The organism is Paenibacillus sp. FSL K6-1566 (assembly GCF_038050475.1).
Classification (GTDB): Bacteria; Bacillota; Bacilli; order Paenibacillales; family Paenibacillaceae; genus Paenibacillus_AQ; species Paenibacillus_AQ lactis.
Genome location: NZ_JBBOSR010000001.1, coordinates 1,429,443 through 1,444,915, shown reverse-complemented (window position 1 = coordinate 1,444,915; position 15,473 = coordinate 1,429,443). Strand labels below are relative to the sequence as shown.

At 54.9% G+C, this 15,473-nt stretch carries 11 protein-coding genes; 2 read left to right on the top strand and 9 right to left on the bottom strand.

The features are described from left to right. Window positions 1-56 precede the first annotated feature (56 nt). The 6 genes from NST08_RS06120 to NST08_RS06095 all read right to left on the bottom strand — a co-directional run bounded on the left by NST08_RS06120 (window position 57) and on the right by NST08_RS06095 (window position 6,414). Window positions 57-1,079 carry a Gfo/Idh/MocA family protein gene (locus NST08_RS06120; protein ID WP_251536693.1) on the bottom strand — a complete coding sequence of 341 codons (1,023 nt, stop codon included), beginning with the start codon at window positions 1,077-1,079 and terminating at the stop codon, window positions 57-59. A gap of 16 nt (window positions 1,080-1,095) precedes the next feature. Beyond that, window positions 1,096-2,133: a Gfo/Idh/MocA family protein gene (locus NST08_RS06115; protein ID WP_341034242.1), complete on the bottom strand. Its 1,038-nt coding sequence runs from the start codon at window positions 2,131-2,133 to the stop codon at window positions 1,096-1,098. Window positions 2,134-2,136: 3 nt separating this feature from the next. Continuing rightward, entirely contained in the window at window positions 2,137-2,994 is an 858-nt protein-coding gene (locus NST08_RS06110) for a sugar phosphate isomerase/epimerase family protein (protein ID WP_251536689.1), read from the bottom strand. Between the two features lie 56 nt (window positions 2,995-3,050). Then, entirely contained in the window at window positions 3,051-3,875 is an 825-nt protein-coding gene (locus NST08_RS06105; RefSeq protein ID WP_007131534.1) for a carbohydrate ABC transporter permease, read from the bottom strand. A 178-nt stretch (window positions 3,876-4,053) separates the two neighbouring features. Next, the gene (locus tag NST08_RS06100) at window positions 4,054-5,019 is read right to left on the bottom strand and encodes a carbohydrate ABC transporter permease (RefSeq protein ID WP_007131533.1); all 966 of its coding nucleotides are present in this window, start codon (window positions 5,017-5,019) and stop codon (window positions 4,054-4,056) included. A 33-nt stretch (window positions 5,020-5,052) separates the two neighbouring features. Further along, on the bottom strand, window positions 5,053-6,414 hold the full coding sequence (locus NST08_RS06095) for an ABC transporter substrate-binding protein (RefSeq protein WP_341341597.1): 1,362 nt from the start codon (window positions 6,412-6,414) through the stop codon (window positions 5,053-5,055). 199 nt (window positions 6,415-6,613) lie between these two features. Between NST08_RS06095 and NST08_RS06090 the strand changes: the two genes are divergently transcribed. Both NST08_RS06090 and NST08_RS06085 read left to right on the top strand, forming a co-directional pair. After that, window positions 6,614-8,479 (top strand): sensor histidine kinase, encoded by a 1,866-nt coding sequence (locus NST08_RS06090; RefSeq protein ID WP_341341596.1) that lies wholly within the window; start codon window positions 6,614-6,616, stop codon window positions 8,477-8,479. Further along, a complete protein-coding gene (locus tag NST08_RS06085) occupies window positions 8,467-9,555 on the top strand; it encodes a response regulator transcription factor (RefSeq protein ID WP_341341595.1) in 1,089 nt (362 codons plus the stop codon). The genes NST08_RS06090 and NST08_RS06085 overlap by 13 nt, the downstream gene beginning before the upstream one ends. A gap of 20 nt (window positions 9,556-9,575) precedes the next feature. Here NST08_RS06085 and NST08_RS06080 read toward each other — a convergent pair whose 3' ends face one another. The 3 genes from NST08_RS06080 to NST08_RS06070 all read right to left on the bottom strand — a co-directional run bounded on the left by NST08_RS06080 (window position 9,576) and on the right by NST08_RS06070 (window position 15,461). After that, window positions 9,576-10,184 carry a GrpB family protein gene (locus tag NST08_RS06080; protein WP_341341594.1) on the bottom strand — a complete coding sequence of 203 codons (609 nt, stop codon included), beginning with the start codon at window positions 10,182-10,184 and terminating at the stop codon, window positions 9,576-9,578. 64 nt (window positions 10,185-10,248) lie between these two features. After that, the gene (locus NST08_RS06075; protein ID WP_007131528.1) at window positions 10,249-10,788 is read right to left on the bottom strand and encodes an NAD(P)H-dependent oxidoreductase; all 540 of its coding nucleotides are present in this window, start codon (window positions 10,786-10,788) and stop codon (window positions 10,249-10,251) included. A gap of 314 nt (window positions 10,789-11,102) precedes the next feature. Continuing rightward, window positions 11,103-15,461: an S-layer homology domain-containing protein gene (locus tag NST08_RS06070; protein ID WP_341341593.1), complete on the bottom strand. Its 4,359-nt coding sequence runs from the start codon at window positions 15,459-15,461 to the stop codon at window positions 11,103-11,105. Window positions 15,462-15,473: the final 12 nt, after the last annotated feature.

The following is a 15,473-nucleotide window of genomic DNA, read 5'->3' as shown; positions in this document are numbered from 1 at the left end:
CATTTCCCGGCATGCTGAGTCTTCCCCTATACTCCAGCTGATCCGGTTCGTTCCTTCTATATTGCAGGTGCCTTCTCTCCGATGCTGATGTCTTTACGCTGTCGCGATGCCTCATAGGTGCCAAGGATGATCTCCAGCGAATGGATGCCCTCCGTTCCCGGCACGATCGGCTGCCGCCCTTCGCGGATCGCTCTCGCCAGATCTTCGATCTGCATGCGGTGCCCGTCCGGGATGATGCGGAAAGCCTCAAATTCAGGCAGCGTCACGTCCTCGCCATCGATTTGCAGAGACACGATATCGTCTTCTTCAATCACCAGTTCACCCCGCTCGCCGCGAATCGCCAGCCGCTGTCCCTTGGCGTTCCTGGCCGTCGTCGTAATCTCAAGAATGCCCAGGGCTCCGCTGGCAAATTCCAGCGCCGCCGTCACCGTATCCTCCACCTCGATGCTGCGCAGCACCGCCTTGGCTTTGGCCGATAGGGAAGTCACCGGGCCGGCAAGCCACTGCAGCAGATCCACCGTGTGAATGCCCTGATTCATCATCGCACCGCCGCCGTCCATCGCCCAGGTTCCGCGCCAACCAGCGCTGTCATAATAAGCCTGGTCCCGATACAGCATCACATAGGCCGAGCACAGGCTGAGCTTGCCAAGACGTCCCTCCTGGATCAGCTGCCGGGCGTAATTCGCCTGCGGGGACATCCTTCTTGGAAAAACCGTCGCAAGCCGCACCCCGGCCTCATTGCAAGCCTCAATCATACGCTCGGCATCCTCCAGCCGGATTGCCATCGGCTTCTCCACCAGCACGTGCTTGCCCGCCTTCGCGGCGAGCACCGTCTGGTCCGCATGCAGTCCGCTCGGCGTGCAGATACATACCGCTTCCACGTCGGGGCGGGCCAGCAGCTCCTCTAAGCTCCCACAGACGTCCCCTCCGTATTTCTCCACGAATGCTGCAGCCGACTCAGGCTTCGTATCGAACACGGCTGCCAGCTCCGCTTCATCCGTGCTTTCGATGCACTGTGCATGAATATCCGCAATAATTCCACAGCCAATGATGCCGAATCGTATCGGTCTTTGTTCCATTCGAATACACCCCGCTCTATCGATATTGGTTGTGCCCGGTTTCCAGCGTGCTTCGGACGATGACACGGGCGGCTTCGTCTGCTTCAATCGTGCCCTCCGACGCTTTGTAAATATCACGGTGGGAGATCTGTCCCGATCCTCCCCGTATGCGGTCTAGGAAATCCTGTGCCAGCAGCTTCGGCGGAGCCTCCAGCTCGAGTGGCCGAAGCTGTTCCGCATCCGTTAGGAGCACCGTTTCCCGGCTCTGCAGCAGCGGATCGCCCTCCAGCCGGATCTCTGCCGTGCCGATCGTGCCGGTGATGAAGATCCGGCCGTCCCCCCAGGTCCAGCTGCCCGCCGGCGTGTGCCAATCGGCATACAGCTCTGCGGTGACCCCGCCCTCCATGACCGCATGCACGGCTGCTGTGTCGTAAAAGCTCGGATGCTCCGGCAGGATGTTTTTGGCCATATGACCGGATACCGCCTCCACTTCCCTGCCGGTCAGCCAGCGCAGCAGATCAAAATCGTGAACGAGGAGGTCGTTGATGATGCCGCCCGATTTCTCCTTGTCAAAATGCCATGCCGGACGGTTAGCGGGGTTCAGCCGGTGCGGCTTCCGCATCGCGATGTGGACAATCTCCCCCAGCTCCCCGGCCATAACCAGCCTGCGTGCCGTATACAGCGAAGCGCGAAAGCGTTCGGTGAGCATCATGCCGATCTCAATCCTTCCCCGCTCCATCACCCCCTGCAGACGGCGGAGACCCTCGCGACTCGTTACCGCCGGCTTGTCGATCATCACATGCTTCCCGTAGCTCTCGCACAGCTCGATCACATCGATCTTCTCGTTATTGACCGCCGCACAGCCGATGATGCCGACATCGTCATCCTCCAGCAAAGACTCGCGATCCGACGTGATCGCAAGGCCGAACCTTTCTGCCACCTCGCGGGCCAGTTTCGTGTTATCCGGTTCGTAAACACCGGCACATGGATACCCGAGCCGCTGCATCTCTTCGATAAACATGCCGATGTGGGCGTGCTGACATCCGATAATGCCATATTTGATTCGATCCGTCATTCCTTACACCTCCACAGCCCGAAGCCATGTTCGCAGCATCTTCATATCCCAGGCCAGCCGCTCGATCGGCGGGTACGGAGCCGCGCATTCCAGCGTAAGCCAGCCATCATAGCCGCTTTCCTTAAGCCCGCGGAGCAAACCGCCGTGGTCGACCTCGCCTTCGCCGAGACGGCACTGCAGAAAGCTTTCCTCTCCGTGCCGGGTCAAATTTTTAAACGTTCCCGGAGCCCCGGCGCTCGCGATCCGCTTCTCATCCTTGATATGGACGTGGAACAGCCGGCTTCCGAGCCGCCTGACCGATTCCTCGCCGTACCCGGTATCCGTAATGTACATATTGCCTGCATCGTGAATGAATCCGACATTGTCCCGGCCGACCAGATCCGACAGGTGAAGCGCACCGTCTACTGTCTCCACCAGCGAGAGATTGTGGATTTCCAGCGCGATCCGCTTCCCCGCCTTCCTCGCTTCGTCCGCGCAGCGCCGGATCCAATAGGCCGCCTTCTCATAGTGCTCCGGCTCGGCCAGAAAAGCGTTCGGCCCCCCGGGGAACACCCGGATCATATCCGACTCCAGCAGCACGGAGCGCTCCAGCAGCTCCATGAAGCGGTCGTATTCCGCTGCGCAAGCCTCAGCTTGAGCTGTTGAGAAATGACCCATGTAGCCTGCCAAGGCGGGGATCGCAAGGCCGTGATCCTCGGCGGCGCTCTTGATTTCCCGGACCTGCATAAGCGGCATGTCCGGATGCAGATGCGGCTCCCGGCAGGCAATTTCGATGCCGTCAAAACCAAGCGAAGCACTGACCGCCATCGCTTCCTTCAAATCGTAATCGATCAGCGAACCGCTGAACGCGGCTATCCTCATTGTAGATCCTTCCCTTCCGGCGGCCGCCGCCAAAGGCAATGCCTCTGGCGGGACCGTTATTTGATTCCGGCCATATTGTGATTCTGCACGAAATATTTTTCCGCGAACAGGAACACCAGCAGAATCGGCACCAGACTGACCAGCGCCGCGGCAATCATCAGCTGCTCATTTCCCGTCCATTGTCCGGACAGCGACAGAATCCCGATCGGCAGCGTGTATTTCTCATTGGATGTCAAGTAAATGACCGGCGTCAAAATTTCATTCCACTTGCCCATGAAGGTGAAGATCGCCAGCGTCGCCAGCGTAGGCCTGGCCATCGGGATAAAGATCCGCCAGTAAATCTGAAACGGATTGCAGCCCTCCATCTTCGCCGCTTCCTCGTACTCTTTAGGTATATTCATGAAAGCCTGCCGCATGAGAAATATTCCGAACGGCTGGGCCAGCCACTCAATCACCCACAAGGGAGTCAGCGTATCCAGCATGTTCAGCTCATTAAAAATCATAAAGTGCGGAATGATGATCACGACCGCGGGAATCATCATCGTGCCGAGCACCATGACGAACAGCGCGCTTTTCAGCGGAAAACGGAGACGGGCGAACGCATACCCAACCATCGAGCACGACAGCAGCGCCCCCGCAACCGACAAGCCCGCCACGATCACGCTGTTCATCGTATAGCCGCCGATATTTCCGAGCTTAAATACAGCCGCATAGTTCGACCATTGGAATACTTCGGGGATCCATCGGGGCGGAACGGTCGTGTATTCCCGATAGGTCTTGAGCGAGTTCATCAATGCCGTCGCGAACGGCACCAGCATCACAAGCGAGCTTATCCCGATCAACAGGTAAGCAATGCTTCGTCCTAGCAGCTTATACTTCATGCGAGTCCCTCCTTCCTGCACCAGCTGACTGCCTGACGATCCTCGCCGAGGAGGCCGAACCAAGGAACTCCACGGCTCGAAGCCCCATAACCCTTTTCTTTCCCTCCGTAAAATATACCCTTCCACCGCAAACCAATCGCCGAAGCATCTTCCGTATTGACACACAAGATTTCCTTTGTCATTCGTAATGCACCCACTTCTTCTGGCCCCGCAGCTGGATCAGCGTCAGCAGGAACAGGATCATGAACAGCACCCACGCAATCGCGGAAGCATAGCCCATCCGCATAAACGTGAAGCCTTCGCGGTACAGATACAGCATGAGCACCAGACTGGAATGGTTCGGTCCTCCGGCCGCGCTGATATCCCCTCTTCCCGTCAGGACGTAGATCTGCTCAAATGCCTGGAAGGTAGAGATCGTGCTCATGATCAAGACAAGGAAGGTGGTTGGCGAGATCAAAGGAATCGTAATGTACCGGAATTTGCGGAGCGCCCCCGCCCCGTCGATCTCGGACGCCTCATACAAGTCGCCTGGAACGCTCTGTAAGCCGGCCAAATAAATGACCATGATGTAGCCGATCCCCTTCCACACCGCGATCATCACGAGGAGCGGGATTGTCAGCTTCGGGTCCTGCAGCCAGCCTTGACCGGCGAGGCCCAGCTTCTGCAGCAGCATGTTCGCCAGACCGAAGCGCGGATTGAAAACCGCGTCCGCGACATACAGAATGACGGTCCAGGAAGAGATGACCGGTATAAAATGCGCCATGCGGAACCACTTCAGCCCCTTCAAGCGCTGATTCAGAGCAACCGCCAGCACCAGGGCCAGGAAGGTCTGGAGCGGCACGAACAGCACGGTGAAATAGAGCGTGTTCCACAGCGAACGCCAGAACATCGGATCGTCCGCCATCCGGCGGAAATTATCGAGCCCCGTCCACTCAGGCGGGTTCAGCATGTCGTAATCGGAGAAGCTGAAGTACAGCGATGCCGCGAGCGGCCCCGCCACAAACACGATGAAGTGGAGAATATAGGGGGATGCCATCAGCAGCCCCCATCGTCCTTCATGATCCCAGGTCCGTTTTCGGGCGGGTTTGCCGTGCGGTAGAAGCTCGGCTTTTGGCTTTGTCTTATCGATCAGCGTGTTGTCCATAATCGCTCCCGCCTTTCTTGAGCAGATCTTGCATTATTTTTTATAAAAATCGTCCAGCACCGCTTGAACCGCCGCATCAGCATCGCTCAATGCCTGATCAATCGTCGCGTCTCCCAGGAATGCCCGCTCCGCGTTCTCGTTGAATTTGCCGACCCATTCCTCCCATACGGCGTTATTGTCCAGCGTCTGCGCGAATTCAAGGCTGTCGAGGAACGCCTTGCGGTTCGCCGGCTGCTCGCCCGCTTTCAGGAACACATCCGACTGCGCAACGGATTTCTTGACCGGCACCGCTTCGCCAAGCTCCGTCCACTGCTTCTGCACCTCGTCCTCGGTCGCCCAGTATTTGATCCATTCCCAGGCGGCTTCCGCTTTCTCGTCACTCGACTTCTGGTTGATGACCCAGGAGTTCGCGATCACCGGAGATACTCGTTTGCCGTCGGGACCCTTCGGCAGCAGGGTCACGTCATAGTTCAGCCCTGCCTCGTTCGCCGCCTGCACCCTTGCGTAAATGCCGATCCGCATCGCTGCCGATCCGCTCGGAAATACGGCCGTATTGCTCTGGAAGCTCTTCAAATCCACCGGGTCCGTAATAATCCCGCGCTGCATGCCGTCTACCATCCATTCAAAAGCCTGTTTGTTCTCCGGCGTGTTGACGATCGAATTCTCGGCCTTCTCGTCGAGAACTCCGCCGCCATACGACTTCATTACCGAGAACCAGCCCTCGGTAATACTGAAGAACGTCAGGCCGAATTGATTGACGCTTGCCGGATCGAAGCCGGCATCCTCGGCCGTTTTCCCTGCAGCATCGACCGTCAGCTTGGCTGCCGTCGCCTTCAGATCCTCCCAGGTCCAATCCTCGGAAGGATAATCGACGCCTGCCTTATCGAACAGATCCTTGTTGTAGAACAGCACGCCGACCTGGATGCCCTGGGGCACGCCCCAATAACGGCCCTCGGCGTCCTTGTTGAAATCCAGACCGTAATATTCCTCGGCCTTCAGATCGCGGACGATCCAGTCCGTCAGATCTTTAGCCGCGCCGCGCTGCGCGTATTTCATCACATAGACGCCGTCCGAGAGCCATACGTCCGGTGCCTGACCGGCCGCAATCTGGGTGTCGAGCTTCTGATAGAACTGGCCGTACGGCGCGCTCTGCGTCTTCACCTTAATATTCGGATGCTGCTCCTCGAACCGGTCGATCAGCTCCTTCATCTTGGTGTCGGAGCTGTCGCTGGAGTAGTAGCCCAGCAAAATCTCTACCTGCTTCCCGCCGTCTTCTTCCTTGGGAGGAGAGGCTGCTCCGCCATCCTGTTTACCGCCTCCGCTGCAACCGCTTGCAAACACGGTTACAATCAGCAAAGCGGCAAGCCAGCTGTACAAGCCTTTTCTTTTTTTCACGATCGATTAACCCCCTGTCTTCATATTCGTATGGATTACTAGCATTGTAATGAATATCCCGGCGGCGGCCCATGTGCTTTCTTGACTGACTTGTGTATTCTTGCTCCCGACTGCTGTTCTTTTATTTACAACTTGTGTTTTTTTGCTACAATGTTCCTTACAATCCACACTCCATAACTGAAGGAAGGCGGATCCATAGATGAACAAGCAGCGGATGTCCTTTGGCAATCTGACCATCAACCAGCGACTGTTCGTATTGATTATTGTATTCATCGGTCTTCCATTCTTTCTGCTTGGCAGCTTCTGGTACCAGTCCTCCACCGAAGCCATCGAGAAGTTTGCCGTCGACACGAATAAACGCATCATCGAGCAGACCAACGTGTCGCTAGATTCTTATATCAACAATCTGGAGAATTCTACGTATCCTTTCATCCATAATCCGCAGATTCAACAATTTCTGTCGGCCCAGCCCTTAACTCCCTACCAGTACTTCCAGCTCGCCAAGAAGGTCGAAGACGATCTGTTCGCCCAGATGATCTACGGCCGATCCGATATCATCGGCATCTCGCTGGTTGCCAGCAACAAACGGCAGATCACCGATTACGAACAGGCTCCCGGACTGCTCAATATGACGGATATCCGCAAACGCAACCTGTCCTATCTCTCCCGGATGGATCAGCTGAGCGACTTTCAGATCCTGGGGCTAAGCAAGGTTGGACCCACACCGTCCCTGACGATTGCCCGGAAGCTCTATGACAACTCGTCCTTTCTGTACAAGGGCCTGCTGGTCGTTGATCTCAATCTGCAGCAGATCGGAGCGATCTGCACCAATGATTCCCTGGGCAGCTTCAACGTCTGGATTATGGGAAGCGAAGGGCAAATCATCTATCATCCCGATTCCAGCCTCATCGGAACCGAGGTCGAAGAAAGTCTGCTGCAACGCTTGGAGAGCCGCAGCAGCTCCTCCTTCTTTCGCCACCAGGATCCGGCCTCTCCGGCAGAAAAGATGGTGATCCATGAGCAATCGCGGATTGCCGGCTGGACCGTCGTTGCCGATCTTCCGCTGAGCAGCCTGATCGGCAATCTGATCACGCAGCGGAATTATTCTTTGGCGGCGGCGGCCGTACTCATCGGCATCTCGCTGGCTCTTGTTGGGGGCTTCTCCTTGTCGTTGACACGGCCGCTTGTGATGCTGCAGAAGCTGATGGCCCGAGTGGAGAAGGGTGACTTTGTTCTGCCTGCCAAGACGCATTCATTCCGGAACAATGAAATGCGCGCTGTTTTCCATAGCTTTTACCGAATGACGGATGAGCTCAAGCGTCTGATCCGGGAGGTTCATACCTCGCAGCTCAAAGAGCGCGAGCTGATTATCAAACAGAAGGAGTCCGCGCTGCGGTCGATGCAATCCCACATCAATCCGCATTTTCTATACAATTCCTTGGAAATCATTAACTCTTACGCTATCGCAGACAACCATATGGAGATCAGCCGCATGACGCGCGCGCTTGCCCATATGTTCCGTTACAATATTAGCCACGCCGGATCCATCGTCCTGCTCCGAGAGGAAATTGCGCATATCCAGGCCTATCTGGAGCTTCAGCAAGCCCGCTTCCGCAAGCTTGAAGTCGAGCTCGATGTCGATGAACGCTTTGTCACCCGGGTCCAGGCCGTCAGGCTGACGCTGCAGCCGATCGTCGAGAATGTGTTCATTCACGGATATCGCGGCAGGAAGCCACGGTATATCGGAATCAGCGCACGGGCCGAGAGCAGCTGCTTCGTCATCGTCATCCGCGATGAAGGTAACGGCATGCCGCCGGAGAAGCTGACCCGGATTCGGCGGGCTCTGCAATCCGCGGTGTACCCGGGAGGAGACCCCCATGCGGAAGAAACGCAAGGGGAAGCCACGAGCGGCATCGGCATTATGAACGTTCATGAACGGCTCGCGCTTACCTTCGGCTCCGGATATGGGCTGCAGCTGATCCATTCGGCGCCGGACGAAGGAACCATCTTCGAAATCCGTCTTCCCTATACTGCTGACGAGGAGGCTTCGGCATGTACAAATTGATGATCATCGATGACGAATATGCGATTCATTTGAGTTTAAGAAAACTGACGGAGATGTCGGGTCTTGGGATTGAAGTGGTGGCTGAAGCGGAGGATGGCGCCGAAGCGCTGGAATTGATGGAGGAGACCTCGCCCGATATTATCGTGACGGATATTTGCATGCCCGAAATGGATGGACTGGAGTTCATCCGCAGAGTTAGAGAGAGCCGCAAGCATACGTTTATCCTGATTCTGTCGGGTCACGACAATTTCGAGTATGCCCGGCAGGCGATGCGCAGCGGGGTATCCGATTTTCTGCTGAAGCCGGTCGATCCTGCCCAGTTCCATGCGGCGCTGGTGAAGGCCTGCGAAGAGCTGGATCGCCGGGTGGAGCGCTTCTCCCGTCAGACCGCTTGGACGCTTGCCCAGCAGCGGTCGAAGGCACAGCTCGTCGACCTGCTCTGGTCGGCGCAGGAGCGCGAAGCCTTGGCGCTCGCCGGCGACATGATCGCCCATTTCGAAACAGGCGGACCGGCAGATGTCAGTTTGCCGCGCTATGTTCGAATGCTTATGCAGGAATTGCTGCTAATGCTGGAGGAGCGTGGATTAAAGCTGCCGGACGGGGAGCTTAGGAACGGCTTGCACACCCCGGACATCGCTCAGGACGATGACAAGGAAGCCTGTAGACAGCGTCTTCTTAAGAGCATAAGCGAGACCATCTGTTGGATAAAAGGCATGCGGAATCTCGGCGCGCATCACAATATCGTGAAAGCCAAGCGTTATATCGAGGAGAATTATGCGGCGGAGGATCTGTCCTTGCAGGAGGTGGCCGACTCGCTCGGGATGTCGGTGACCTACTTAAGCCGGACCTTCAAGAACGAGACCAGTATGAATTTCGTCAAGTATGTAACGCAGGTACGGATGGAGAAAGCGAAGGAGCTGCTCGCACAAGGCGGCTTGTCCGCGCAGGAGGCCGCATATCGCGTCGGGTACTCGGACTATGTCCACTTCAGCAAAACGTTTAAAAAGGTGCATGGCCTTACCCCGTCGGAATTCCGAAAGCAGAGCAAGACCATGACGCAGGGCCCGGCCCGATAAAGCAGGGATAAAGATTTTCGCTAAGCTCCGGCCCATGCTGCTGCCCGCTCCAGCAGTCCGCTCACAAATGCATGCTTCTGATCCGAGTAGGATAACAAGGTCTGCGCACCACGTTCAAGGATGTACTTCTTCATGTCGCTGTAGCGCTGCGCTTCCTCGGGATGCTCCCTCAAATAATCGCGGAGCAGCAGGTTGTTGTTCCAAAGCTCCTCTCGATATTGAACGATGTGCACATTGTAATCATGGAGGCCTCTTTGGCGAAAATATCGCCTTCCGGGAATACCGGCTTCGCCCAGATGCTCGTATCCGATGCCGTTCAGACGCCGGATGATCTCATCCGCTGCAGCGGACGGGGCCTCTACACCCACCAATATATCGATGATCGGCTTGGCGGTCATTCCCGGCACGGATGTGCTTCCGAAATGCTCGATGGCCTTCGTTAACTCGCCGACGGAACGCAGCAGGCGCTTACGCTCCGAAAGGTATAATTCCCTCCAGCTCTCGACATAAGGTTCAAGGTGGACCGGTTCATCGATCTGCATCGTCATTCCCCCAATCAGACGCTTCGTCCCCTTTCGCTCGTGCGGCGCGGGCACGAAGCGGGAAATGTCGGCGGGTAAGCAGTCCAAGAAGCTGCCCGCCGACCCATTACCATATCATCCCTCATTGGCGTTGCGGCAGGCAAGTGAATGTTTAGCGCGCCAGCTGCTTGACCCCGGCCTGGATATGCTCCGCATAACGTTCTGCCTGCTCCCGGAACTGATGAGGCGTTAGCCGGTCCGCATCATACATGGCATAGGGCGGAAGGAACTCCCCCTTGCAGTGCGTCAACGTGGCCTGAATCGGCCGCAGCAGCTCACTAATCGTAAACCGATTGTCACCGCCTGCACGGAACCCGTTCTCTGAGCCGCCTGCCGTTATTGCAACCATAAACTCCTTATCCTTCAGATGATTGCCGTCCGGCCCGTATGCCCAGCCGCGTACCAATACATCATCGAACCATTTTTTCAAAAGCGGCGGGCAGCTGTACCAATAGAACGGAAACTGGAATACGATCCGCTCGTATCCGAGCAGGAGCTCCTGCTCCCGCTTTACATCAATATGCCAATTCGGATATTCCTTATACAGATCGTGGACATGCACATTTTCGATTCCTTGGATTGCATCAAGCAGTGCCCGGTTCGCGCGGGAATTCTCCAAATTCGGGTGAGCAGCAACAACCAATATATTCATGCGTTCTCTCTCCATTCGGTTTGATGTTGTAGACACCCTCATTATCGTTCCGATCGGGATGTTTGAAAAGTACGCTCTTTTTTCGTACATGGTCAGGTTTTTCGTACCTTGCGGGGTGCTCCGCATGATCGATAAACAAAAGATGGCGGCTCACGGATAACATCCGAAGCAGCACCATCCCTTGTTTTGATATGCTTTTTGATTGTGGGGCTGTCATCAAGCAGCGGATTTACTTATGGGCCAGCCCCTTTACAATGCAAAATTTAAAGTTTTAGCCGTTAGCCCCTTCAAAATACATTTAGGCATCCCCTCTATTACTCGCTCAGCATAGCAACGATCAAGTGAACGGATTCAGCCCGGGTCGCAGGCTGGTGCGGGGCAAACATGCCGCCTCCTCTTCCTTGAATCAGCTTCGCGTCGTAAGCTGCAGCCAAATACGGCTTAGCCCAAGCAGGGATTAGCTCTGCATCGGCAAATGGAACGCTCGCCGTGGAATCCAATGGCACCCCCTTCGCTCTTGCGATCATGACAGCCATCTCGAGTCGGGTAATTTCCTGCGACGGCCGGAAGGTATGATCCCTATACCCTTGAATGATTCCGGCCTTGACGGCCCCAGCCACATACGGTCTAGCCCAGACAGGAATCCGGTTCATATCCTTGAGGTCTGCCGAAGCCTCCTGCTGATCCAAATCCAAGGCCCTTCCCAACAACACGGCAAACTCCGCACGAGTAATGTTGGCGTTCGGCCGGAAGGTCTTATCCGCATATCCCCGAGCCCACCCTAGCTCAACAGCTTTCCGGATCGCAGACTCAGCCCAGTGTCCATAAAGATCGGTAAGGCTTATCCCTGGCTTCGGAGGTGTTGGTTTCACGACCTCTTCCCCGTCATCTCCCTCCGCATCCCTGCCGTCTTCCTGTCCGCCCGTATTCGGCACAGAAGGGGCTGGCATAGGCGTTGATGGCCCGCCATCCGAAGAGCCGCCTCCAGCGCCCGGATCGACGACGGCCGCTGCTGTCGTTACGGATATTTCAGGACCGTCGGTGCTCCATCGTCCATTCGAATCGCCGGCTTCAATCTTGAATGTGTATGGCGTATTCGGACTTAATCCGGCAGCCTCGTACCGGTATACGGATCCGGTCACGGTCACTCGTTCTGCACCATTTTGATAGATTATAAACTTATCCACCTGATCGGCTTTAATGGTACCGGACCAATGCAGGGTGACGCTCGATGGCGATACTTTCTCCGCTACGAGTCTCCCTTCCGTCCAGCTAGGCGGCGCTTCACTGCCTGGATTAACGCTTGCCTTGAATTCGGCGACAGCCGCAATTAAAGCCGTAACGGCTGCTTGAATTTCTCCTTGCGTGACATCCTGGCGTTCCATGACGGCTTCAGCAGCCTCAATGGCTAAATGGAGCTTCTGCTTTGCTCCCAGCGGATATTCCCCCGGCGCACTTCCTTCTACGGCCTCGGCGTAGACCGCTTTCGCAACCGTAATGGCTTCATTCAATTCACGCTTATCCGCCGGTATGGACGGATCGACGATCACCGAGGATTGGAATGCCTTTACCGCCTCCTGAAGTGCGATCACAGCCGCATCGATCTCCGCTTGCGTTAAATCCGCTTTACTCAGCGCCTGTTCGGCAGCTTCGATCGCCTCATACAAGCGAAGCTTCGAGCCTTCAGGATACTGGCCCGGTTCATCTCCTTCTACTGCAGAATCATAGACGCTCTGCGCAACGGTTATGGCCTGCTCTAATGCCGCCTTATCCGCTTTAGGCTTGACGGACAAAGTAAGCGGAGCCGCAGACTTCGTAATCTTCTCATCGGTTAAAGCGTACTTGATGTTATCGAAAGCGAAGGTACGGCCATTCGCCGAATCCCATAAGAAGCCGAGTACGATCCGGTCAAAATCTTTTATGGCACTCGTCGTTTTTACCAATTGCCCGTCAATGTACATCTTTAAATCTGTGCCTGAAGTGTAGTCCCATTTCAACTCATGCCAGCCCTTGCTGCGTTTCACTTGGGTTGCCTCCCAAGCGGTTGAGGAGCTGCTTGCCCGTACGGAATAATAATCCTGCAACCCATAGCTACTGCCATCGTAAAGCACGCCCATTCCTGCGAGCAAAGTGGTTCTCGCGTTGCCGACATGGGCTACAACCCGCGTGTTTCCGGATTTGGAGCCGTCATCGTACATCATGATCGTTACAATTCCTTGCTGCTTGGTCCCGAACAGCTTCTGGATCGCATTGCTGCCGTTCCCGGTAACAAACAACGCACTGCGCTCGCCTTGATAGGCGACTTTATCGGAGATCGCTCCTGTCGTAATCTCGGTTCCGGTCTCCGGTATGAAGTCCCCCCACCCGGCTTCAAAGCTCTGGGAGTATTGAAGATCCTGATATTCCTGTACCTCGGCCTTAACCTCGACGGAATCCATGCCGGAAAGGTCGCCGATTGCAGTCAAAATGCCGGTGTCCGGATCAATGTTGAACGATTTCGGATCCGCCTCATATCGAACGCGATAATAAGGCGCATGCTCCATCACAACTCCGTCCTCGGTTATGCCGTCCATTCGCAGCTGAACGGATGGATTGGATTCGGATAACTCGAGTGAATCCGCAGCGACCTGATATGATTCAATGCTTGATGCAGCATGCACGGTTACATGGGCCTCAGCATAGATAGCCGGATGAACCGTGCTTTCAGCCCGGATGATGGCTTCACCGGGACGAACGGGTGTAATGAACCCATTCGGACTTACCGCTGCGACCTGGCTGTCGCTGCTTGACCACTTGACTCCTTTGAACCAGGTGTCCTTCGGTTCGAACTGGGCGGTTAACGTTTTGCCTGCCTGCTGCGCGTACAGGTCCAGTTTCTCATAATTTAAACTCATCGATACCGGCAAGACCTCGGGAACCTGATGATCCGGTTCGTCGTTCGATTCGTGAGCGCCGATATCAATGGAGCCATCCGTTATCGGGTTGTTGAAGAAATCCTTATCTGCCGGAGCCCACACAGAGGGAGTGAGATTCCGAATATCCGTCCCTGCATTAATAGCCGGCGATCCCGGTAACAGCTTATATCCATTCAATTGCTCAACATCGAAAAAACCGGCTCCTGCATCAATAATATCCTTCGGCTCTTCGCCGGGTCTGGCCAATTTCGGGCTTTCGAAGATATTATCTTCTACAGCTGCACCAGGAAAGTCGGTATCTTTGATATTCGTCCCGGGATAGAACACATTATGCTTGATCTCACCGCCGGAAAACGTGCTTGCCCCCATCGGCGTATCCGCTTTCGTATAGAAAATATTATTATACAATTTGGCGTATTTACCGGAGGCATTAAAGATTTTGGTCGAAATATTCGCATCCGTGAAGAACGTATTGTTATGAATAAGCGGCGCGTACGCTTCCCTTGTCGGCAAATAATGCAGCAAATATCTGCCGTCGCCATCGTTTACGCTGATATTATACCGGGCGACGGAATTGGTGGAGCCGTCCATAAAAAGAATAAAGCCGCCTCGATTACTGTGACTGTAGTTGTATTGATACAACGTCCCCTCACAGAACATATCGACGTCAAAGGCTTGACCGTCATTGTACCCGTAGATGCCGCCATATACTTCGTTGAATTGCATCACCATATCCTTGACGCCGATGACCCAAAGACCGGCATAATTGACATTCCCCACGTTTTTTGCGGAATGCTTGACTACGGTGTTGTACTCCATTCTTCCATTCGTGCCGACATTGCTCATGACAAAGCCATCGCCTTGAACCTCTTCCACGTAGTTATTTCTGAAAATAATATTTTCAAAAACCCTTGGGAAGTTGGCTTTGACATCGCCTTCCTTATACAGCCCGGCGTTACGGATGCCTTCGATATCCACCCGCTTTACAATATTGCCTTCAACCAGAACATCCGAAATATTGCCAAGGATCAGGATGCCTCCGCTGCCGATCTTCCACCCCTTCGGATTCCCGTCCACATCATGGATATAGTTATTCTTGATGACGATTCCCTTATGGGGGTTCGCCTCCCATTCCGTTACCGTGGTGGAAGCCGTACGAATATTGATGCCTGCGCGCTGGGAAACGACGTTCGGGTTGTAGTTGGTCAGCTCAAAGTTGGAAAACTCGAGATAGCTTCCGTCCACGACATCGATGGTGGCTGACATCGTCTTGTCGGCTACCCCTTTATAATTAAGTATGATCTTTGAAATTTCCGTTGTGGTTGTTCCATTTCCGTTAATTACAGGACGGCCGAGTTGCTCGATATCACCATAGCTGCTGAATACGATTGGAGCATCTTCGGTACCCGAGATGCCCCGAAGCTTAAGCGAGCCATTCCATACGTCCCCTGCTTTGAATAAGACACGGTCACCCGGAGCAAATTTCATGCTGTTTACTTTCTCAAGGCTTGCCCACGCATGATCTTCCGACCTTCCGTCATCCGCATCATTCCCGTCTACACTGACATAATAGGTTGTTCCGACAGCTGCTTGAGGTACCGCACCATCTGTTAGGGAATGAACCGCTTCATCACTAGGGTTAGCGGCAGCATTGGCCTGCCCGCCTGTTAGACCGGTTGTTGCCAGGGAGAACCCTAACAGCATGCTGAGACAAACGGCAAACAGCCTTCTAATCGGCTTTATTTTACCAAGGTTCATTTTTTAATACCC